This window comes from Arcicella sp. BE140 (assembly GCF_031456255.1).
Classification (GTDB): Bacteria; Bacteroidota; Bacteroidia; order Cytophagales; family Spirosomataceae; genus Arcicella; species Arcicella aquatica.
The window spans coordinates 65,329-89,443 of the sequence record NZ_JAVDUE010000008.1 but is presented as its reverse complement, the minus strand read 5'-3'; the positions used below and the strand labels follow the sequence as shown (position 1 = coordinate 89,443).

The window sequence follows — 24,115 nt, the reverse complement described above, 5'->3', positions numbered from 1 at the left end:
ATGAGAAAAAGTAATTTAAGTACGCTTAACAGAAACCTTGCAAGCTTGATAAAACCTTGCAAGGTTTTTATATTTTCGTCGCTGTTGGTTACAGCCGCTAGCTTTCAACAGCCACTATCAGATGAAGAAATTTATCAAAGGAAAATCCAAATGGCACAGGGTAGTAATATGCACGATTATACCTTAAACATTGCCAAAAGTTTTCTAAACAGACCTTACAAGGCTGCTACACTTGAAAATCCTAATGAGGAGAAACTAGTAGTAGACCTACGGGAATTTGATTGCTCAACTTTTGTGGAAAGCTGTGTAGCCATGGGCTTGACGTATCGTAAAAATGATATTTCTTTTGAAAAATTCCAATATTATTTAAAACGCCTCAGATATTATAACAAAGGGCAAATAAAGGGATATGAATCAAGAATTCATTATTTTTCCGATTGGATTTATACCCACAACAAAGACGGACTTTTAGATGACATCACTAGTTCGTTAGGGGGTGTTCCTATAAAAAAGGAAATAAATTTCATGAGCTCGCACTGGGATAAAAACCCTAACGCAGCTAATGTAGCACTACAAGAAAAAATAAAGAAGGTAGAGAATAAAATCAGTAATCAAGATTTTTATTTTATCCCAAAAGCTAAAATCAGAAGTATCGAAGATAAAATCATGAATGGTGATATTATCGGGATTACAACCAATATTGATGGATTAGATATTACCCATGAAGGTTTTGCTATCAGATTGCAAGACAAACGGGTGTATTTACTTCATGCTTCTTCGGAGTTCAAAAGAGTAATGGTAACCGACAGGCCATTGGCAGAATATATGGCTCCTAAAAAAAATCAGACTGGCATCATGGTGGCTAGATTCAAATTAGAATAATAGTCTCAGCATAATGCCAGCTTTCAATGTTATTTCTTGAACATTAAATTTTTATGGTTCAAGAATTTCTTAAACGAAAAAGTTCCAATATTCTCTGCCTTAGTTTCGGCAGCGTTTGTGGAGCTTTTTTCATTTCTATAGAATCTATTACCCATATAAACGTCGTTAATGGTAATAGATTTACTTTTTATTCTACGCGCTATTTTCATGGCCTCACTGTCTTTGCCAGCAAAAACGGAACAGTTAAAAGTACTGTTTGAATCATTGGCGAAATCAAGTGCCTGCGTTTCATTCAAGAATGATTTTACAGGCAAAATGGGGCCAAATGTCATTTCTTTCATGATTTTCATGTGGTGACTCACATTCGTTAGAATAGTAGGACGACAATAAATACTTCCTTTTTGAACAATACATTTTTCAGAACCCGCTACGATGACTGCCCCTTTCTTGACAGCATCAGCCAATTGTTCGTTGATATTCGTAGCTTGTTTTTCTGTAATGATAGGCCCTATTTGTCCATACTCAATGTTAGGATAGTTCAGCGTCAATAAATTGCTTTTACCAACCAATCTTGATAAAAACTGTGAATGGATATTGCGATGAACGTATACTCTTTCGATAGACTCTAATGATTGACCTGCGTTGAAAGTTCCGCCCCATAGAATAGCAGATGAGGCACTCTCAATATCTGCTGTTTCTGTAACGATAGCAGCTCCTTTTCCTCCAAATGTTAACTGTGCAGGTACAAAATGTTTAGCACTTGTTTCAAATACTTTTCTAGCTTTCTCTTCTGACCCAGTAAAGCAAATTAAATCGGTAATGCTACAAAGCATTTCTCCTACTTCTTTTTCACCTTCAATAAAATGCAATAAATTATTAAAATGCGGTATTTGGCTAATTGTTTTTTCAAGCACCCGAACAAACCTTGGCGTTTTTTCAGAAGGCTTCACCAATACACTATTTCCAGCTAAAAGTGCTGGGATAGCCTGCATCATTGCACTCTGAAAAGGAAATTGCCAAGTACTGATAATCCCGACTAGCTCGAAGGGGTCGGAATATTCTTCGATATGATAAGTATTATTATGAAGAATAGTTTGGACTTCTACTTTAAAATAATCCTGTGCTAAATCACAAAATTGGTCGATGGCAACCAATACTAAATTTATTTCATAAACAGTTTCTATTTTTCTACCAGTATCTAATATCAATACTTCGGTAAGTTCTTCAAGATGTCTTTCCAAGACTTTTTTCCAACGCTGAATTGTTTTTATTCTTTGCTCAATACCGATAGCCTGCCAGCTTTTTTGGGCATGACGCATTGCATCAGCTTTTATCTTGAGTGTTTCAAAAGAGAGTTGAGATATTTCATAATCATATAAACCAGTTCTTGGATTTCTTACTTTCATTTAATTAAAGGCTTAAAATTAATGCAATCACTTAAAGTTAAGTGCATTTTTCAAATATACATTTTTTGATTAGTTTTTAAATATTTTTAAAAGGTTAATCACATAGATTAAAATAAAAAAATATAGATAACACTAAAATAATTAATCAGGATAGATTCATCATTAAGAAATTTAATTAAATACTTAATTATTCCTAATTTTAATCTATATTTAAAGCCTAATTTCAATTAATCACTTACACACTGAGTCTAAAACCCATTTTACCTTCCTTCCACTATTTTATGAATACTGTTAAAGATTTCGACAAAAAAGAAGCCATTTTTCAAGCAACCCTCGAATTAATATCAAAACATGGATTCCACAGTTCACCCATGTCTGAAGTAGCCAAAAAAGCAAATGTAGCTGCAGGAACAATTTATCATTATTTCAAAAGTAAAGACGAACTCATTTGCGCACTCTATGTCTATAAACGTGAAAAATCGATTCAGAATATATTTAAAAATGATGATCCTTCAAAACCTTTCAAAGATCGCTTCCGTAGTTTTTATCTGCAAATGATTAATTACTATTATACTAATCCTAAAGAGTTCTATTTCTTAGAACAATTTATGAATTCTCCGTACATTAGTATGCTCCAAAAAGAAGACATTGTTAGATTAGAACAACCAATTTATGATTTTCTAAGAAAAGCTGTTTTCACACAAGTGGTTAGAGACATCCCTCCTAAAATACTCATTGCTATGGTTACTGGAAGTGCAAGTTCTTTGATTAAACTTCGTTTATCAGGGGAGTTTTTAATGACTTCATCAGACCTCGAAATGGCATTTTTCACTTGCTGGGATGGGATAAAAAAGCCATAATTGTTTTATCTATTCTTATTGAAAATCTTGAAGGCAATATACAATGCCCCCAATAGTAAAATAAGGAATAATAAAGAAAATAAGTTTTCGGTACCTTTTGATAATTGAGACTGGAATAAAAGCATTTGAATAAAGAGTAAAGTTTAAATGACATAACACTAACGCTGAATCTTACAAATTAACTCATCAAATACTAGTCCTCAAAGAATTTTAAGTTATATTTAAAAATTTGAAAGAAAACATTTACCAAGTATCGCTTAAATATATGCAAGAACTTATTAAAATTGGGGTAATTAATATTTCAGACCGAGCAAGTGCTGGTATTTATGAGGACATTCCCGGAAAAGCCGTTGTTGAAACATTAAAAGAATATTTAGTCTCCACATTTGAAACTGTTTACAAAGTAATTCCAGATGAGCAGTTTTTAATTTCTGAAACGCTCATCGAAATGGCGGACACGCACAATTGTTGCTTGATAGTAACAACAGGAGGAACTGGGCCGAGTAAAAGAGATGTAACCCCAGAAGCAACCGAGGCTGTTTGTGAAAAGATGATGCCTGGCTTCGGCGAGTTAATGAGGATGGAAAGTCTGAAATATGTTCCCACAGCCATTTTGTCACGCCAAACGGCTGGAATCAGAGGAAAATCATTAATCATCAATTTACCCGGAAAACCTAAAGCTATTCGCCAATGTTTGGATGCTGTTTTTCCTGCCGTTCCTTATTGTATTGATTTACTTGAAGGGCCTTACCTTGTTTGTAATCAAGAGATTATGAAAGAATTTCGACCAAAGCAATAAAGAAAAATGCCTGCAAAATTAATTTTGCAGGCATTTTTCTTTATTTCAACTGATTGAGTTCTAAACTTAATTCTTCAATCAAAGATTTTGCTCGTTCTAAAGAGATTCTAGGTTCTGGAAGTTCTTTGCTGATAAAAGCAGACACTTCCCAAATCTCAGCAATTGATTTCAATGAAATTTCAAAACTTGGAATAGAGGAATCATCAGAACTTAGTAACAAAGTGCCTTTTACTTTTATTTGATTATAAACTCTTCGATAAATAATCCCTTGTTGTGGCGTAATCAAAATATAAAATTTGCCATCCAGAATATTTGTCCAGTGTTCGATGGCATTGCCAATTACTACTGAGTTTTGTAAAGGAAAATCACTGCCCATTTCAAAAGCCCTGCTTTTTTCAGAGCTCACAAATGGAAGGGAGAATGTAGCTAATGTCTTGATATACTCCGATTTAGTATAATTAGCTAAATAATCTTTAATCTGACTTCTTTTTACATAAGGAATCCTAATTTCAAAACTCTTTTGTGGACTTTCGCTAAGCGGTTTATTATTGTTAGTATACTGATTATCAGTAAATGACTGGAAAGTTTTTTCTGAAATATTATAATTTAGCCTATTAGGTACAAATTGTTTCTCTGTACGTATAGGTTGCTTGTCTTCTTCCTTTTCTTGAAAATACTCATCAATAATTTTAGCAATAGGCTGTGCTTCAACTTCTTTTTTCTGAAAAGTACCCACTGTATCATTTACTGGTACTTTTACTTGTTCCATGATTCCAGTAGTACTTTGTCCCAAACTTATACCTGGAGTCTCCCTGATTTTTCTAATATCAGTCTTTATCAGCGAATCAACCGATGTGCCAAATACCTGAGCGATGGTTTTCAGGTTTTCTAAATTTGGGTTTGCTCTGGCCTCTTCGTAAGCTCCAAGCAGAGAACGCTTAATACCAATTCTACGTGAGAATTGTTCTTGAGTAAGTCCATTTAATCGACGAAGATACTTTATATTATTGCTAACGATAGACATGGTTTGAAGGTTAATCTGAAGCTCTTGTCTTAATTAACGTTTACAAGAAAAATTATTCATTGATGAAAAATGTCATTATATTTTACTATTGCCACGTATAAAGCAAGCTAATTTTATTAAAACCCATCTTGTTTTTTTCTGACAAAAGTTTTTGAAAAATAACCAATATTTCAATAAAATACTAATTATTGCTTCAGAATGAATTGATAAATTCAATATGTTAATTGACATTTATTAAAATCAACGAAATAGCACTAATTTTTAGTCGTATTTTCTTTTATTTTTTCAGCCATCTTTACAGCTTCGTAAGCATTCACTATTCCTCCGCTGGTAGAAAGCTTTCCAAATTCTATTAATTCAGACGAACCCGGACGAGCAACTTTTAATTGCGTTAGTTTGATTGATGACTCCAGAATGATTTGCTTTATTTGTTTATAATCAAGCTCAGGATAATACGAAATCAATAATGCAGCTAAGCCACTTACAACGGGTGCAGCCATACTTGTGCCACTTAAATCTTCATATTTTGAACCCACTACAGTAGATTGAATGTCTACACCAGGAGCAAAAACATCAACCGTTTTCTGTCCATAATTTGAAAACTCAGCCACTGTATTGGGCGATTGCATCCAAGACGTCGCTCCTACTTCAATCCAGTTATCGGCTTCACCGCCATCCAAAAATCGTTTTGTTGGATAATTTTCTTTCGTATCAATGTCTTCATTTTCATTCCCCGCCGCATGAATTAATAAAACACCTTTCGACTGAGCAAATTTTACAGCGTCATCAACTGCACTTTTTTGCGGAGAAACTGTTTTTCCGAAGCTCATATTAATCACTTTCGCTCCATTTTCAACTGCATATAAAATAGCATTCACTACATCCTTATCACGCTCGTCACCATCAGGCAATGCCCTAACTACCATAATCTGAACATTATCGGCTACACCTGCAATACCTAAATCATTATTCCTATTAGCCGCCACGATTCCTGCTACGTGCGTTCCGTGGTGTGCATCTGGACCTTTTACTTCGTTATTGCCATAATTTCTATCATGGATATTATTAACGTCATCACCAATCAAATCTCTAGGATTATACGTTAAGTTGATGCCATAATTTAATTGAGTATCATAATATTCAAAAGCCTCTCGAAGTTTGGCTTCATCCTGTCCTAAATCCAAAATCAGTTCAAATACTCTTTTAGCTTTTTTTAACTCCTCCGTGTCTTTACTACCTATTTTAGTTAACTCTTCCTTTGTAATATCTTTTACGCCTAAATGCTTGCAAAGCGAGAATTTCGCTTCAATAAATTTGTGGTATAAATTAATTACAAAAGTACCTTGCTCTTTTACTTCACTTACTTTACTTTCATACGCTAGTTTATATTTCTTGTATAAATTATATTCTTCTTTTTCGCTAGCAGACAGTTTTTCTACATCTACTTTAGCTTGATACTTCTTTTGAAGTCTAGCAAATTCACGCGTAATTTCCAGACTCTCTTTAGCGATATCTTCACCTGCTTTATTTCCTAAAAAATCCCATCCATGAATATCATCAATATACCCATTGTTATCATCATCAATACCATTATTAGGTATCTCTTTAGTATTAACCCAGATTTTATTACATAAATCTTCATGAAGAATATCTACTCCAGAATCAATAATAGCAACGATAACAGGTTTTGATTTTTTGGTTCTTAGTATATCTCTATAAGCTTTTTCGGTACTTATTCCTCTTACTTTATCATCCAAGAAATCTAGGTTGAACCAATTTGACGGCGCACGGTCTAACGAAGGTTCAAGGTATTGAGCATTAGTAACATGGAAGAGAAAGATTAACCAAATCAGACTTAGTTTTGATATAATATTCATAGTGGTAAAAAAAACATTAAGGATTATAACATTTTGTTGAGTGAATTATATAGTAAAGCTATGAAAAAGGAAATTCAGATAAAAATGACTGTTTTAAAAGAAAAAACTAAATATTGGCTATATTTTGCTTTTTGAGCCAAAATTTAATCATTTTTTTGATATTTTATCATTTTTAATCATAAAATCACCTTTATATGTGGTATAACTTTTGTATAATTTCAATCTTCAGCTAAGTGTAATTAGCTGATTTACAATATAATCCGGAGTGGTTAGTATAATTATAATAAAACAATGAGTAAAAATACCACAAGTATTAACAACTATTGTATGGATATTCCAAGAATATTTTTTTATTTTTTAAGCTTATTTTTTATTTGCCTCATTTAATACTTAAAAATGAACCTGTAACGCAACTGAATAGTTTAATGATATGATGTATATACATTAAATTTGGGTATCTCCATAAATTCAGAAATTATGAACAAAATCCTTTACGAAAAGAAAATTTTTTATCCTTGGCTTATTTGTTTTTCTGGTTTATTGATTCTCGTTGTCATCAATGGATTAACTACTACTTCCCTCTCAGTTTTTGATAATGCTTTTATCTCTGAATTTCACTGGAAAAGAGATGAATTAAAACTTCGCGAATCCATCACTAATAGCGTTACTTTATTTTTCATTTTAGTTTCTGGAATTATTATTGATAAAATTCGTGTAAAAAAAATGATGCTTTTTGGAAGCCTAATATTAGCCATTGCCTTGTTTTCATATAGCTTTGTCACTAACAAATATCAAGCCTATTTTATTCATTTTCTTTTAGGAGTATCCATGATTACAGCAGGTTCGGTGTCTTGTATCATATTGGTTTCATCATGGTTTCAAGAGAAAAAAGGATTAGCATTAGGTATCGTTTTGAGTGGTACAAGTTTGGGCAGTGCCATATTTTCTCCTTTTAATCACTACCTACTACACGAATATGGCTGGCGACAAAGCTTTACCTTTTTGGCCATTTTTCCCGTTTTAATTTTTATTTATATCTATTTTTTTGTTGAAAACTCTCCGAATGATGTTGATATAAAACCATTAGGAAATCTGAATACTGTTAATAATTTATTGACAGAAGGAATGACCTATCCAGAAGCCACCAGAACACATTTGTTCTGGTTAATTTGTCTATGTGGATTTTTAACTTTTTACTGTTTAGTAGGAACAATTGCCAATATTTTTCTACATTTGGTTGGTTTAGGCTTTACTGAAAAACGTACAAGTTTTTATTTAGGTTTGTACTTTATTATAGCATTATTCGCTAAATTGTTCGTCTCTATCTTTTCAGATTATATTAATCCTTACCTAGTTTTTTCAATTTGTTGTATTATGATGATACTGGGGTTTTTCGGACTTACTATGATGGATACGGCTTTAATATTGCCCTCTATCACATTGATGGCAGTAAGTTGGGGTGGTATTTATTCACTATATAACATTATTGCGATTAAAACATTCGGGCTAAAAGCCGCCGGGAAAATCAACGGTACGATTAACATGTTTGAAGGCGGAGGCGCTTTGCTTGGACCAGTGATGACTGGATTTGTTTTTAATTTAAACCATTCTTATCAATTAGCGTTTATGATAAACGCAGGCTTAATGTTTATTGTCTTATTGCTTTCTTTAAGATTTAAAGCATTTATGCTAAAATTACGCAAACCAATTATCGAATAATGAAATATAATTTCGACGAAATTATCCATAGGAAAAATACAGACTCTCAGAAATGGGATATGTTCAACGACCCTGAAAACGTAATTCCTATGCCCGTGGCAGATATGGATTTCAGATGTCCTGAACCTATATTAGATGTATTAAATAGTATTACACAACATGGCGTTTTGGGTTATGCCATTGTTCCTGAGCGATTAAAAGACATCCTTCAAGAACGCCTAAGAAACCTGTATAATTGGGAAACAGAAAAAGAATGGCAAGTATGGATTCCGGGGCTAGTACCTGCAATTTATGCTAGTTGCAAAGCTTATGGCGAGTTAAACGACGCTGTGATGACCGCTATTCCAGTATATCATCCTTTCCACCTAGCACCTGCTGTGGTTGGCAAAAAACTTCAAACATTTCCGATGATAGAAGTTGCAGGTCGCTGGACGTTCGATTTTGAAGCCTTAGAAGCGAATATTACTGCTGAAACCAAGCTATTCATGCTATGCAATCCGCATAATCCAGGGGGAACAGTTTTCACAAAAGAAGAATTAGAGCAACTGGTTGATATTTGCGAAAAGCATGACATTATCATTTGCTCGGATGAAATTCATGCAGATTTGATTTTGGATGCCTCCAAAAAACACATACCATTAGCCAGTTTAAGTGAAAAAGCTGCTAATAGAACGGTTACCTTGATGGCGCCCTCTAAAACTTTTAATATCGCAGGTTTGGGATGTTCGGTAGCCGTTATTTCAAATCCTGTGTTGAGGAAAAAGTTTGAGATGGCTAAACAAGGGTTTTTCCCTCCGCTAACCCGCTATTCACAAGATGCCGCCATTGTTGCTTATCGTGACTGTGAAGATTGGCGTTTGGCTTTGATTGACTATCTTGAAGACAATCACGATTATTTATACCAATCTCTGAACGGCTATAAAGGATTAAAATTATTACCGTTGGAAGCAACATACTTAGCTTGGATTGATGCCAGAGAAACAGGCATCAACGATATTCAGGAAAAATTGTTAGCAGGTGGCGTAAGGATTATGGATGGAAAAATATTCAAAGGTGAAGGGTTTTTTAGGCTAAATTTTGCTTGTCCAAAAGCTCTATTAATCGAAGCCGTTGATAGAATCAAAAAGAGTTTGGCTTAAAAGAAATGATGTACCTCCAAGTTTTAAGATACCTTGGAGGTTTTTTTATGGATATTTGTAAAATACCTTTCAAAAATCAGGATACAAAATCGGTAAAATTTTGATAATTTCCGCTTTGTAAATAAAACTATGATTATTTGGCAATATGGAAGACAATAAAGCACTACGCTCTCAAAATTGGTTTGGTAAAACAGGAAAAGATGGATTCATTTACCGAGCGTGGATGAAAAACCAAGGTATTCCGCATGACGAATTTGACGGTCGTCCTGTAATTGGCATTTGTAATACTTGGTCTGAGCTTACCCCTTGCAATGCTCATTTTAGAGATTTGGCAGAAGCCGTAAAAATTGGGGTATACGAAGCTGGCGGTTTTCCTGTTGAATTCCCAGTGATGTCGCTGGGGGAAACCCTGATTAAACCAACTGCCATGTTGTATAGAAACTTGGCAAGTATGGATGTGGAAGAATCTATCCGTGCCAACCCGATTGATGGTGTGGTGTTGTTGTGCGGTTGTGATAAAACTACTCCATCATTAGTAATGGGTGCTTGTAGTGTAGACATTCCAACGCTTGTAATTTCGGGTGGACCCATGCTCAAAGGACACTTCAAAGGAAAAGATATTGGTACATCGGATGTTTGGCGTTTTGCCGAAGCGTATAAATTAGGGCAAATCTCACAGTCAGAATTTGTGGAAGCAGAAGCGTGCATGGCTCGTACCCAAGGTCACTGTGCTGTAATGGGAACAGCCTCAACGATGGCTACTATGGTAGAAGCCTTAGGATTATCTCTTCCGAATAATGCTTCTATTCCTGCGGCTGATGCACGTAGAAAAGTGATTTCGCAATTTTCTGGAAGACGTATCGTAGAAATGGTGAAAGAAAACCTTACTCTTTCTAAAATCCTTACCCGTGAAGCTTTCGAGAATGCTATCATGGTAAATGCTGCGATAGGCGGTTCTACCAATTTTGTTATTCACTTATTGGCAATTGCAGGTAGAATTGGCGTGGATTTAAACATTGAAGATTTCGATAAATTCTCACAACATATTCCTTTGTTAGCCAACCTACAACCATCAGGCGAGCATTTCATGGAAGATTTGTATTATTCTGGTGGACTGCCAGCGGTTATCAAAGAAATGAGTGGAATCATTCATAATGATGCCCTGACTGTAAACGGAAAAACAATAGGCGAAAACTGCGCTGATGCGGAGGTGTATAATAGAAATATTGTAGCTACGATGGAAAACCCATTTAAGCCTAATTCAGGTATTGCAGTTGTAAAAGGAAACCTTTCACCCAATGGAGCAGTATTAAAACCTTCTGCGGCTACGCCTGCATTGATGGTACACCGTGGTAAAGCAGTAGTTTTTGAAACCATTGAAGACTATCATGAGCGAATCGACCATCCTGATTTAGACATTGATGAAAACTCTATCATGGTCTTGAAAAATGTTGGGCCTAAAGGTTATCCAGGAATGGCCGAAGTAGGCAACATGGGGATTCCTAAAAAGTTATTAGAAAAGGGAGTACACGATTTAGTTAGAATCTCCGACGGTAGAATGTCTGGAACAGGCTTTGGAACAGTAGTATTACACGTTTCGCCCGAAGCAGCGGCCGGTGGAAATTTAGCATTAGTTCAAAATGGTGATTATATCAGTTTGGATGTACCTAACAGAACGTTGAATCTGGAAGTATCTGATGAAGAGTTAGCAGAAAGACGCAAAAATTGGCAAGCAATCGATATGAATATTACGCGTGGGTATGTAAACCTATACATCAATCACGTAGAACAAGCACATTTGGGTGCTGACATGGATTTCTTAAAAGGGAAATCTGGCAGTACTGTTACCAGAGATTCTCATTAAAATATTTATATAACGATTGAATCTCTATAACAATCTTCAATAATTCCCCAATGTATTCGTCAACATTGGGGAATTTTATTATCTTCGATTTTATTCATTAATCTTCAACAACAACATGAAAAAACATTTATTGCTACTCTCCTTTTCGTTATTTACAAGCCTTGGTTTACAAGCACAAGCACCCACAAAACGTCCCCTCAAACCAACGGATGTCTATCGTTTAAAAACTGTTTCTGATGCGCAGATTTCACCCGAAGGAAACTGGGTAAGTTATACGCTTTCAGCGATTGACTCAGCTAAAAATAAACGCAATGCAGATATTTACATGGTTTCGTGGGATGGTAAAGAGACTATTCAATTAACGAATAGCCCAGACGGTGAATCGCAAGCACGTTGGAGTCCCGATGGCAAATATCTCTCTTTTATTTCGTCAAGAAATGGGCTGACAAGTAGCCAAATTTGGCTAATGGATAGAAGAGGTGGCGAAGGGAAACAACTGACCGATTTAAAAAAAGGTGATTTGAATGATTATGCATGGTCGCCAGATGGTAAAAAAATTGCGTTGGTGATTAAAACCTCCGCAGATACTTCAAAATCAAAATCTCCTAAACCGATTGTCATCGACCGTTTTCAATTCAAAAGAGATGTGGAGGGTTATATCACTAAAAGCTACACCCATTTGTATTTGTATGACATCGCTACAAAGAAAATAGATACTCTTACCAAAGGTAATTTTGATGAGTCTTCGCCTGTATGGTCACCAGATGGAACACAGATTGCGTTCTTGAGTAATCATACTGCCGACCCTGACAAAAACTCTAACACTGATATTTTTGTGATAGATGCCAAGACAAATTCGACGGCAAAACAAGTTACGACGTGGACAGGAAGAGACTATTCACCAGTATGGAGCCCTGATGGTAAGCAAATTGCTTATATGAGGACTACGGCCTCAGAAGACTATATCATGTATGACCAGTCTATCTTATGTACTGTTTCAAAAGATGGAGGCGAACCAAAACTATTGAGTAAATCCTTAGACAGACCAGTTTCTTCTCCAAAATGGTCTAAAGATGGCTCTGCTATTCTTGCCTTAGTAAGTGACGATAGAATCAGATACATAGCACAATTCAGCCCTATTGATGGTAAATTGACAAAGCTATTAGATGGTGAAAGAAGTTTTGGATCTTTAGAAAGACACCCCTCTGGTTCATTTTTGACGAGTATGTCTAACCCACAAACACCAGCAGAATTATACGTTTTTGAAAATAATAACCTTAGGAAACTTACCAAACATCACGATGAGTTTCTAGCACCATTGGCTTTGGCAAGTGTAGAGGGCTTTACTTCAAAAAGTAAAGATGGCACTGCGGTTTCAAATCTTTTGTATCGTCCTGCTAATGCTTCAAAAACGGAGAAATTGCCTACTATATTTTTTATTCATGGCGGTCCAGTAGCACAAGATGAATACAGTTTTGATTTAAGTCGCCAAATGTTGGCAGCGGCTGGATACAATGTAGTGGCGGTAAACTATCGTGGCTCAAATGGTCGTGGTTTGGCTTATTGTAAAGTGATTTCAGGTGACTGGGGTAACAAAGAAGTCTTGGATATTTTAGGTGCTACTGATTATGTAGTAAATAATGGCATAGCTGACCCAGAAAAACTAGGTATTGGCGGATGGAGCTATGGCGGAATCCTGACAGATTATACTATTGCTACGGATACTCGTTTTAAAGTAGCATCGAGTGGTGCTGGTGTAGCGATGATTTCATCTATGTATGGTGCTGACCAATATATTTTACAATATGAACATGAATTGGGTGCTCCTTGGAAAAACTTTGATAAATATGTTGCGTTGTCTTACCCATTCTTGAAAGTTGAAAAAATCAAAACACCAACACAATTTATGGTAGGTGAAAGTGATTTTAACGTGCCAGCCATTGGTAGTGAGCAGATGTATCAAGCCTTTAAATCGGTAGGTATTCCAACAGAATTAATTATTTATCCGGGTCAATTTCATGGCATTACGAACCCAAGTTTTCAAATCGATCGTTTTGAACGCTATTTAAAATGGTTTGGTAAATATTTGAAAAAATAAATCTTAAAAACATCGATACTTATCTCTGGGAATGTCTGTATTATTTTATACATTCATTCCCAGATTTTTTTATGACACAATAAATGTAATCAGGTAATTTAAAAGCATCTTTTCAATATTAAGTAGTGATTAGTAAATGGTGATTAGTGACTATCAATTAGCATTCCAAATCACTAGTTATCAATTGCTTACAAAAAACAATAACGTTGGTTAAATTGTATTGATTACTTAACACACAAATTAAATAACGCAATTATTCTATGAAAAAGGCTCTTTACAGATACTGCTTATTATTATTTTTAATGCTAAGCTCGCAATCTTTTTTAGGGCAGGAATTAATTAAAGGAAGAGTAATTGACGAGCAAACCAGTGAGGCTCTACCCTTCGCGGCAGTATTTGTGGTTGGCTCATCTATTGGTACTTCAACGAATGAAAAAGGAGAGTTTACCTTAAAAGTACCTTATGGTACTATTCAAATCGGAGCATCGTTTATGGGATATAATACAATTAGTTCTATTTTTGAAACGAAGCAATTGCATGCCAAGATGCTTACCTTTAAATTATTAGCGATTAGCAAAGAACTATTAGAAGTGAAAATTGTAGCGAAACATAGTAGACAATGGCTGCGAGACTATAAAACTTTTAAACACGAGTTTTTAGGAGTAGATGCTAACGACAAAAACTATGAAATAGAGAATCGAAATAGCATAAGACTAAACTGGGAAGATAATACGCTGATTGCCCAATGTGAAGAACCGCTGATAATTACTAATCGAAAATTAGGATATACAGTAATTAGCTCGCTCAAAGAATTTAGCTACAAAACAAATGGTGATGTAGCCTATTTAAGTATTACTCGTTTTGAACCTTTGAAAGCTGAGACTCAAGCTGAACAAGATGCTTGGATTAAAAACCGTAGAGAAGCTTATCTTGGTTCTCCAAATCATTTTTTTAAATCGATGATTAATCATCAGCTTGAGCATAACAAGTTTTTAGTCATCAAGGATACTCTAATTAATTATCGCATTTATGATTTTTATGATAAGCTTTCTAATAAAGCTTTTAAGCTAAATTTAGATAACATAGTTTCACCAGATTCTGCCAACCATCAGTATTTTTTAAGGCTGAATTCTCCTATTGAAATTGTTTATGAAGGTAAAAACGATTTTACGCCTAACCCTAACCGTCGATATAGGTATATGCGTTATGAATACACTTCTATCGAGCCAGCCAACAAGGAGATGAAGTATTTATCTAAACAAGGCGAATTATATCCTCCGCAATCTTTGAGATTTTCGGGAAGTATGGGTAATTATCGTATCGGAACTGCTTTACCTTCTGATTATGAGCTTGACGAAAAAGAGTAACAACTAGCAACAAACCATAAAATCATGCTTAAAACACGTTTCCAAAACCAAGTAGCTATCGTAACGGGTGCAGGGATTGGTATTGGCTTTGAAATTGCGAGGCAATTGGCAGAACAAGGAGCAAAAGTAATTTTAAATGACATCGACAAAGGTTTGGCGGAGGCATCTACGCTAGCCATTCAAGAAACTGGAGGTATTTGCGAAGCTTTTAGTGGAGACGTTTCCGACTTAACTGTCATACAAGCGTTGATAAAAAGTACTATCGCTACTTTTGGAAAACTAGATATTCTTATTGCTAATGCAGGCATAACTACGTTTGGTGATTTCTGGGAATATCAGCCTGAATCTATGCAAAAGATTCTTCAAGTAAACCTTTTTGGAACATTTTTCCTTACTCAATCTGCCACTAAACAAATGGTAGAACAAGGACATGGAGGTAGTATTCTATTAACATCTTCGGTTACTGGCCATCAAGCTCACAAATATTTGGCAGCTTATGGCATGACAAAAGCAGGTATTGAACAATTGGCTAAAAACTTGGTCGTTGATTTATCTCCACATCAAATCAATATTAATACTGTTGCTCCAGGGGCTACTTTAACTGAACGAACGTTAAGTGATGTTAATTATATAGAAACGTGGTCGCGTATTACGCCTACAGGTAAACCTTCTACTGTTCAAGATATTGCTAATGCGGCTCTTTTCTTGGTGTCTCCCCTTTCCAGACAAATTACTGGACAAAGCATAGTGGTAGATGGTGGGTGGACTTCTGTTGGGCCTTCGCCTTATTGAGTGATTGAGTGATTGAGTGATTGAGTGATTGAGTGATTGAGTGATTGAGTGATTGAGTGATTGAGTGATTGAGTGATTGAGTGATTGGAAAGGCGATTTAGATTAAATGAGTTCCCAAAAATCATTTATTTTTTATTTAAAATTAATCACTCATTCACAAAACACTCATTCACAATTAAAAAAAATCACTCAGTCGCTAACTCACTAACTCACAATTAAACACCTAACTCTTCCAATACTTCTTCAAATTATAGCTAAACGTAAGCATGAAGAATTGTTGAAGTACATTCGATTGAGCATCTTCAATATACGTCGTTGTAATATTTCTTTGGATACTTGTATTCAATTTCAGTAAATCAAACACAGACAAGCGAATTTCTCCTTGTTGTTTTTCGAATAATTTCTTCGCTACAGCCATATTCCAAAGCGTATAAGACTGATTAAAAGATGACGAAAGTCCAGAGTTTGAATAATAAGTAGCATCCGTATTAAATACAAGGCCCTTCCAGAAAATAACATTCAAACGCACTTTCAGGTTTTGATTAAAGTAATTGTTATTCAAACTTGAAGAAACTGTGTTCTGAACATAACTAATGTTTGAGTTTGACGAAATCGTAAAGTCAACATTTGGGCTAATATTACTACTAACTACCAAACCGAAGGCATACTTCTGAGAATCGCTATAATTTAAAACATTATTAATCAAACCGGGCGTACGCGATAAACTAGCAGTAAGGTTGGTATTGATGTTTAATTTAAGAGACTTTACAGGGAAACCATAAGACATAAATCCTCTTAAAGAATACTGTCCATCTAAATTGACTGGTCGGGATAACTGAGAACCTGCTTTTAATACAATGTCTTTACTGATTACGGTATCTCTGGCTGCTATAAAGCTACTATTAGTAATATTTCCCATCACAAAATTTGCACTCATTAAAGTAACAAAGTTTGAGAAAGTAGTGGGATTCGTTGCGGTATAGCGCAACGAAAGTTGGTGTTGATATTCCTGCGTAAGCGCTGAATTACCTGTTGACAATTTCAATGGGTTGTTATTGTTCACCACCTCTTGCAATTGACTAACACTTGGCTGTTGCGTTTGTGTTTGATAATTAAAACGGATAGATTTAGCATTACCGCTAATATTATAACGCATTGAGAATGAAGGCAAAATATTGTTAAAGCTTTTATCTAAGTTATACACTTTAGGGAATATTTGCTCATTCATTAAATGTGCATTTTGATAACGCACTTCAGCCGAAATATTCATCGTTCTTGAAAACTGACGAAATCCTGTTCCAATTCTATAATTGTAATAATCACTATTAAAAACGTTACTTAAAAGTGTATCTAGGCGACTATACGTTTGCTCTGCATCCGAGAAATTATAGGCATACTTTTCTGATTGGTTTTCATTATAACCAAAACTTGTACTCAAGAAAACAGCACTTTGTTTACTGATAGGTTCGGAATAATACAAACTTGACGATAATCCAAAACCATTAGCATCAGTATGAGAACGCTGATTAAGGATTCTAGCTGATGGGTTTGTACCATAAAAATTATTCACTGATTTCAATGAACCGTCTGCATTTCTATCATTATATGTTGTAGTAACATTGAAAGTCAAAGAACGACCCATTTTGGCAAATCTGTGTCTGAATAATATGTTATTTGAAAAATTGATAGCATGGTTATTACTAGCATTTTTATTAGTAACATCATTCAGTTTGGTAGTATTAAAATTGGTTACTCCATCATACCCAGAGTTAGCATCAGTCGTCTGAAAACTCAAGTTAGGTGTCATTACCAATGAATTATTATCATCTATTTTATATTCTAATCTAAAATAAGCACGATGGTTCAAACTGTTTGTACTTGAATTACTATTTTCACTATACGTTTGTCCTGTATTTGAACTTTGAATATATTGTTGGTAGGTTTTCTCAACAATTGAATTACTAGCTTGATTTAAGAAATAACTCCCTTGCAATTTTAGTTTTGTTCCCCACTCGTTAGAATAATTTAGACCAAAAGCATTCGTTGAATTATAACCAGGCTGATTATTAACTAAAAAATTGCTAGAATTATCACCGCCACCGCCAGCACCGCCACCGCCGCGGTTTCCACCTCCGCCACCACCGCCGCCTCTACGCGATTGTGCACTTCCGCTTGCTACACCAATAAGGTCTTCAGAAGAAAAATTTTGCTGATTGATATTGTTTGATTGAAACAAAAGTGTTAGACGACTATTTCCTTTGAATCTATTGATACTTGATGTTACTCTATAGGTATCATTCGTTCCGACACCCGCTGCATTACGTCCAAAAACACCATTTCTCATGTCAGGACGCGTAGTGATATTAACTGTTTTTGTGGTATTACCATCATCCAAACCTGTCAATTGCGACTGTTCGCTCAATTGATCAAATACCTGAATTTTATCAATTACTTCAGCAGGAATATTTTTCATGGCAGCAGTGGCATCTTTTCCAAAGAAAAGCTTTCCATCAATCATTACCTGTTTTACCTCCTCGCCTTGAATTTGCATCTTTCCATTTTCAACAACAGCCCCCGGAAGTTTTTCAATCAATTCGTCAGCATTGGCATCTGGGTTTACCTTGTAGGCACGAGCATTAAACTGTAGGGTATCTTTTTTCTGAATTACAGCAGCTACTTGTCCAACTACCTGTACTTCATTCAAGGTTTGGCTATCTTCAATCAAAAACATGGTTGCTAATGGGATAGTAGCTTCATCCGCCACTGTAAGGGCTTGTCTGTATTCTTTATATCCGAGAAAACTTACACGAACAGAGTAGTTGCCAGCACCTACCTGAGTGAATTGAAACTTACCAGCTTCGTTAGTAGGCACTGTCCTTTTTTTGGTAGAATCTGCAAGGTTAACAAGCGAAACATAGGCACTTTTAAGTATTTTCTGTGTCGCCATCTCTCTGATTTCACCATTAATAGTGGTTTGAGCAGAAAGTTTTGAACAAAATAGGACTAGGGCTAAGAGGATATTTATTTTTTTCATAGCAAACATTTGATTTTTATTTTAACACAAATTAGAAAAACCATTATCTAAGCAATCAGTTTTGAGACAAGCACGAATAATTGTGCGACTTATCTGCAATTAATTTCTTTTGTGGTAACTTTGATTTCTATAGTTCATGTTAACCTTAGATAATTCATATAAAACGCTTAGATTAACGTAAATGGTAATGGTTTAATCATAAATTTTATTTTTTTTAGTTTTACAGAATAAATTGCCTAAACTAGGCATAGTTGCTTAAATAATATTTTATTTTCTTCGTTATAAACCATAAAAAAGAACAATGAAAAAACCTCAACACAATAAGATAGTATTATACTTCCTGTTTTTTTGCTTCAACATTTGGATTTCAAGCTGTAAAAGTGACGATACTCCTACTCCAGACCCTACTCCAAGCAATCAGTATTTAGTTAGCAGTACGCTTATTGGTACTTATTCAAAAGATGTATTGAAAACCAGAACAGAAGTATTAACTGGCGGGGTGAACAACCCTATCGTTGCCATTTTCATCAATGACTTATTGAAGTATGATATTAAGGCTTATAAAATCGTTTATAAAACCAAAAATACAGATGGAACAGAAATTCAGGCTTCGGGTGCGCTGATTGTTCCGCAAACTACTGAATCCATTCCTTTAATTAGCCAACAACATGGCACTATTCGGACAGATAACGACGCTCCGTCAAATTATGGAACAAGTAGTGAGTCATATTCTATTGCCTCTTTGTTTGCTTCAAATGGTTATATCATTGCTTGTCCTGATTATATTGGCTATGGCACCTCTAAAAGTATAACCCATCCATACGAGCATCGTGAAAGTTTAGCACAAGCTAGTTTAGATATGATTCGTGCATCAAAAGAATTTATAACGAATGAAAAATTAAATTGGAGCAAGAAATTAATGATTACGGGATATTCACAAGGAGGTTTTGCGACGATGTCTTTACAAAAGAAAATAGAAGAGCAATACCCAACAGAATTCAATTTGGTGGCATCTTCTTGTGGGGCTGGGGCCTACAACAAAACCGCCTTTATGAAGTATTTAATTAACGAAACCACTCATGGTATTTCTGCATACAATCAGCTATATATTTGGGTTGTACAAACATATAATAGTATATACGGATTAAACAGGGCTATGAATACCTATTTCAAAGAACCTTATGCTACTGATATTCAGACCAATGGTAATAATGCGAATGTAGCTGTTAGCTTCAATTTGGCTTTTGCGGATGCCTTCAAGAAAAATGTGAATGATGGAACCGATACTCAGTTCTTGAATGCGGTAAAAGATAATGATGTTTATGACTGGGCTCCTAAAACAGAAACACAACTTTATCATGGCGATGCCGACCAACAAGTATTCTATTTGAATGCTACTACTGCTTATGCTGCCATGAAAGCAAAAGGAGGCAATGTGACATTAATAACAAAATCAGGGGGTACACATGGCTCTACTTTGCAGGATTATGCACTAGGAACATTTAATTTTTTTAATGGTAAAAAGTAAATTATTTCAAAATGGTTTTTTACTTCTAAGTAAAAATGTCCATACTATTGAAAATTTCAATAATTGTTTATAATTTTATCAAAACCATTAAAATCCATTAATAATCAATGCAACTTTCGCTAATTTCTGAAATGCCCGAATTGGAGAAGAAAATCTTCTTGGACATTTATGCTAAGGTGTATTTTGATACTCGCCGTAATCGACCGAGGTTAAAAACCATTGATGGACAAGCCATTCCTTGCGACCTAAAAATTGGTTGCCCTACAAAAATCATTTCAGATTTCCCCGAAGGTACAATCTATAAATTGGATGCTCGGCTGATACAAAAAAATGGGCGTCAGCCTTATTTCTTAACTATTAATAAGAAGAAAGTACAGCGAGCAATTGAATTTTTTGAGCATAATTTACAAATTCAGAAGGGACTGAAAGCTGAATGCAAAACTAAAAAAGTGACCTTTGAAAAGGTAAAAAAAGAGAAAAAAAATGACCCTTTCAAAGATGATATTTCTATTTTCTAAAACAAAAGGTTGATTATTATTAATCAACCTTTTGTTTTAAAAGTAATTAATATACAAATTTTGCATACAAGAGAAACCCTACGACTAAGTATAATATTTTAACATTATGAAACAAAACAAGCCTATCACAATAGTAGTAGCTAGCGATAACCATTTTGTTGTATTGATTGCTGCTTTATTGAAATCTATTGATTTAAACCATAAAACGGATGAACATATAAATTTTTATATTATTGAAGACCACATTTCTACTGAATCCAAAAGTCAACTTGAAAAAATAGTCAGCCCTGAAAGAATATCAATCAAATGGGTTAAAAGTAAAGAAATTGTTCCTCATAACGTCTTTTTTCCAGTTGATAGTTCCAGCTTTCCCATCAGTATTTTCTTTCGTTTATTTGCGCCTTACATCATTGATGAAACACTTGAAAAATTAATTTATTTAGATGTTGATACCATTGTGCAGGATGATATTTCTAAATTATGGAATATCTCTTTGAATGAACATACCATTGGCGCTGTACAAGATTATTCTAAAACTATTGACTGCGAATGGGCGGGTATACCAAATTATGCAGAACTAGGGTTATCGCCTGATACTAAGTATTTTAATTCAGGGGTATTATTGATTAATCCCAAAAAATGGAGAGAAGAAGACATTACTAATAAAGTAATTGCCATATTAATCAAATACAAAAAATATGTAAGAATGGCTGACCAATATGGTTTGAATGTGGTGTTTGCCAATAAATGGTTAGAACTAGACCCCAAATGGAATTGGTTTGCGCTTTATAAAGACGAAAACCCTTCGCTCATTCATTTTGTTGAAATAAAACCTATTTTTTTGAATTACAAATTCAATCCAACTTTTAAAGATGAGTTTTATCGATATTTATCGTTGACTCCTTGGAAGAATTTCACACCGATAAGTGGCAACTGGAGACTACTAAGAAAAATACAGAATAAACTAAAAAAGATTTTGCTCAAACTTATATAAGGTAGCAAATAGTTTGAAATCTCATCCTAGGCAAAAGAGTTAGGTTCTATTGATTACACACATCTTTGAAAAAATTAAAATGAGGAGGTAATTATTGATTTAAGAGGTTAATCACCCTCCAAATTGAGCATCTATTGCCCGAATAGGACAAATACAGTAAATTTTTCCTCACTAATATTACAAAAACTGCAATTATCAAAATATTAACGTTTTTATTTTTAAAATTATTCTTTAAAGAATGGATGAAGAAAGTTTTTATAATAGTAGCAAAGTAAATTGTATTATGTGTATTTTTTTTTTAGATTGTATGAAAGTATGGTATAAAATATGCTATATAACAAAAGACCTAAATTTTTAATTATCTTTAGAGAGATTAGTCTATTGTTTTAATACTTTTTAACGCTGATAGCTTAAATATTTAATTTTAAAATTAGCATCATTGTATAATAACACAGCTTACAAAAACCAAAATATTTATAATATTATGTCAAATTCTATTGAAAAGAAACCAATAACCATTGTGGTGGCAAGTGATAATCATTTTGCCATTTTGATTGCAGCTTTGCTAAAGTCGATAGATCTAAATCACAAAACTGACGAGCATATTGATTTCTATATCATTGATGACGGTATTTCTGCTAAAGCAAAAAGTAGGCTTGAAACCATAGCTGATCCTTCAAGAATTACACTGAAATGGTTCAAGAGCAAAGAAATCATTCCGGCAGACATAGTAATACCTGTAGATACTACGTCTATGCCCCTTACTACCTTCTTACGCATTTTCGCTCCTTATATTATTGACCCTGAGCTAGATAAATTAATTTATTTAGATGTAGATATTATTTTACAAGACGATATTTCAAAATTCTGGAATATTCCTTTGGGCGAATATACGGTTGGTGCAGTTCAAGATTATTCAAAAACTGTCGATTGCCAATGGGCAGGAATTCCCAACTATAAAGAATTAGGATTAGCCCCAGACACTAAATATTTCAATGCAGGTGTGTTATTGATGAATCCACAAAAATGGCGTGAAGAAAAACTAACAAACCAAGTAATAACTGCTTTAGTGGATTACAAAGACCACGTTAAGATGGGCGACCAATACGGATTGAATGTTGTATTGGCAAACAAATGGCTTGAACTTGACCCAAAATGGAACTGGTTTGCTTTATATGAAGATGAAAAACCTTACTTGGTACACTTTGTTGAGATTAAACCCATTTTCTCTAATTACCATTTTAAGGAAGTTTACAAACAAGAATTTTTCAGGTATTTAGCCATGACTCCTTGGAAAAACTTCAAACCGCTTAGTGGCAAATGGAGAATGTTTAGAAAGCTGGTTAACAAAGTAAAAAAGGCTTTGCTAAGATTATAATTGGATAATTACTTTGAATATTTTAAATCATTTACCTAATGAGAAAATTTGACGGAGTAACATTATTAGTTACCCATTATAATAGAAGCAGTTCATTGGAACGCCTTTTGAAAAGCTTTAAAGATTTAGATTGTGTTTTTGAAGACATTGTGGTTTCTGATGATGGAAGTAAAGAAGAACATCAAGCATATTTAAGAAAAATACAACCCGAATATTCTTTTAGGCTTATTACAACCCCAAAAAACAAAGGACTAGGAAATAATCTTAACAAGGGACAGGATGCGGTAGTAACACCCTATACGTTGTATGTTCAAGAGGATTTTGTACCATCAGCTATTTTCCCTACTCATTTTGAGGATGCCCTCAGATTTATGAATGAGGACAAGAGTTTAGACATGGTTCGTTTTTATGCTTATATACAATATCCTTATCTTAAATACTTTGACAAGGGTTATTCTGAAATGCTTTATAAACCTTGGTATTTAGATTATCATAAGATATATTATTATAGCGACCATCCACATTTGAGAAGAAGAAATTATTTCGAAAAATTTGGACGATATGCTGAAGGTATAAAAGGAGACCGCACTGAATATAGAATGTGTTTGGCCTTTATTCAAAACAAAGGAAAAGCATTGTTCTTTAATGAATACAAGTCGCTTTTTGACCAAGTAAATTCTGCTGATGAACCCACAACAATGTCAAGGGGAAGCTGGACTACTAGCGAAAATCCTGTGATACAGTTAGTACGATATTTTTATAGACAAACAAGGTATAACTATGATTTGTTGTTTACTAAGTATAAGTATTGAGTGACTTAGTGATTGTGACAGCCA

General features: G+C 34.5%; 18 protein-coding genes. 14 read left to right on the top strand and 4 right to left on the bottom strand.

Annotated elements, in window-relative coordinates:
- Positions 1-882 carry an N-acetylmuramoyl-L-alanine amidase-like domain-containing protein gene (locus J2Y60_RS12790; protein ID WP_309916162.1) on the top strand — a complete coding sequence of 294 codons (882 nt, stop codon included), beginning with the start codon at positions 1-3 and terminating at the stop codon, positions 880-882.
- Positions 883-911: 29 nt separating this feature from the next.
- Here the strand turns inward: J2Y60_RS12790 and J2Y60_RS12785 are convergent, their stop codons facing one another.
- The gene (locus J2Y60_RS12785; RefSeq protein ID WP_309916159.1) at positions 912-2,288 is read right to left on the bottom strand and encodes an aldehyde dehydrogenase family protein; all 1,377 of its coding nucleotides are present in this window, start codon (positions 2,286-2,288) and stop codon (positions 912-914) included.
- A 281-nt stretch (positions 2,289-2,569) separates the two neighbouring features.
- Here J2Y60_RS12785 and J2Y60_RS12780 point away from each other — a divergent pair, with 281 nt between their 5' ends.
- Positions 2,570-3,148, top strand: coding sequence for a TetR/AcrR family transcriptional regulator (locus tag J2Y60_RS12780; RefSeq protein WP_309916156.1), 579 nt, complete (start codon positions 2,570-2,572; stop codon positions 3,146-3,148).
- 265 nt (positions 3,149-3,413) lie between these two features.
- Positions 3,414-3,947 carry a molybdopterin adenylyltransferase gene (gene mog / locus J2Y60_RS12775; RefSeq protein WP_309916153.1) on the top strand — a complete coding sequence of 178 codons (534 nt, stop codon included), beginning with the start codon at positions 3,414-3,416 and terminating at the stop codon, positions 3,945-3,947.
- A 40-nt stretch (positions 3,948-3,987) separates the two neighbouring features.
- On the opposite strand, the gene J2Y60_RS12770 is transcribed toward mog, so the two are convergent.
- Together J2Y60_RS12770 and J2Y60_RS12765 are read right to left on the bottom strand one after the other, a co-directional pair.
- Positions 3,988-4,971: a helix-turn-helix transcriptional regulator gene (locus J2Y60_RS12770; RefSeq protein WP_309916150.1), complete on the bottom strand. Its 984-nt coding sequence runs from the start codon at positions 4,969-4,971 to the stop codon at positions 3,988-3,990.
- Positions 4,972-5,225: 254 nt separating this feature from the next.
- Positions 5,226-6,848, bottom strand: coding sequence for a S8 family peptidase (locus J2Y60_RS12765; protein ID WP_309916145.1), 1,623 nt, complete (start codon positions 6,846-6,848; stop codon positions 5,226-5,228).
- Between the two features lie 477 nt (positions 6,849-7,325).
- On the opposite strand from J2Y60_RS12765, the gene J2Y60_RS12760 reads away from it, so the two are divergent.
- The 6 genes from J2Y60_RS12760 (at position 7,326) to J2Y60_RS12735 (ending at position 15,827) form a co-directional block, all read left to right on the top strand.
- Entirely contained in the window at positions 7,326-8,567 is a 1,242-nt protein-coding gene (locus tag J2Y60_RS12760; protein ID WP_309916142.1) for an MFS transporter, read from the top strand.
- A complete protein-coding gene (locus tag J2Y60_RS12755) occupies positions 8,567-9,706 on the top strand; it encodes a MalY/PatB family protein (protein ID WP_309916139.1) in 1,140 nt (379 codons plus the stop codon). Before J2Y60_RS12760 ends, J2Y60_RS12755 begins: the two co-directional genes overlap by 1 nt.
- Before the next feature lie 145 nt (positions 9,707-9,851).
- Positions 9,852-11,570 carry an IlvD/Edd family dehydratase gene (locus tag J2Y60_RS12750; RefSeq protein WP_309916136.1) on the top strand — a complete coding sequence of 573 codons (1,719 nt, stop codon included), beginning with the start codon at positions 9,852-9,854 and terminating at the stop codon, positions 11,568-11,570.
- 115 nt (positions 11,571-11,685) lie between these two features.
- Positions 11,686-13,668 (top strand): S9 family peptidase, encoded by a 1,983-nt coding sequence (locus J2Y60_RS12745; RefSeq protein ID WP_309916134.1) that lies wholly within the window; start codon positions 11,686-11,688, stop codon positions 13,666-13,668.
- A 260-nt stretch (positions 13,669-13,928) separates the two neighbouring features.
- Complete coding sequence (locus tag J2Y60_RS12740) at positions 13,929-15,035, top strand: carboxypeptidase-like regulatory domain-containing protein (RefSeq protein WP_309916131.1); 1,107 nt, start codon at positions 13,929-13,931, stop codon at positions 15,033-15,035.
- Between the two features lie 24 nt (positions 15,036-15,059).
- Positions 15,060-15,827, top strand: coding sequence for an SDR family oxidoreductase (locus tag J2Y60_RS12735; RefSeq protein WP_309916128.1), 768 nt, complete (start codon positions 15,060-15,062; stop codon positions 15,825-15,827).
- Between the two features lie 223 nt (positions 15,828-16,050).
- Here the strand turns inward: J2Y60_RS12735 and J2Y60_RS12730 are convergent, their stop codons facing one another.
- A complete protein-coding gene (locus tag J2Y60_RS12730) occupies positions 16,051-18,861 on the bottom strand; it encodes a TonB-dependent receptor (RefSeq protein WP_309916125.1) in 2,811 nt (936 codons plus the stop codon).
- A gap of 301 nt (positions 18,862-19,162) precedes the next feature.
- Between J2Y60_RS12730 and J2Y60_RS12725 the strand changes: the two genes are divergently transcribed.
- From J2Y60_RS12725 to J2Y60_RS12705, 5 genes are all read left to right on the top strand, one after another.
- A complete protein-coding gene (locus tag J2Y60_RS12725) occupies positions 19,163-20,389 on the top strand; it encodes a lipase family protein (protein WP_309916122.1) in 1,227 nt (408 codons plus the stop codon).
- Between the two features lie 107 nt (positions 20,390-20,496).
- Positions 20,497-20,907, top strand: coding sequence for a hypothetical protein (locus J2Y60_RS12720; RefSeq protein WP_309916119.1), 411 nt, complete (start codon positions 20,497-20,499; stop codon positions 20,905-20,907).
- Positions 20,908-21,013: 106 nt separating this feature from the next.
- A complete protein-coding gene (locus J2Y60_RS12715; RefSeq protein WP_309916116.1) occupies positions 21,014-21,901 on the top strand; it encodes a glycosyltransferase family 8 protein in 888 nt (295 codons plus the stop codon).
- Positions 21,902-22,385: 484 nt separating this feature from the next.
- Positions 22,386-23,279, top strand: coding sequence for a glycosyltransferase family 8 protein (locus tag J2Y60_RS12710; RefSeq protein WP_309916113.1), 894 nt, complete (start codon positions 22,386-22,388; stop codon positions 23,277-23,279).
- 38 nt (positions 23,280-23,317) lie between these two features.
- A complete protein-coding gene (locus J2Y60_RS12705; RefSeq protein ID WP_309916110.1) occupies positions 23,318-24,091 on the top strand; it encodes a glycosyltransferase family 2 protein in 774 nt (257 codons plus the stop codon).
- Positions 24,092-24,115 lie beyond the last annotated feature (24 nt).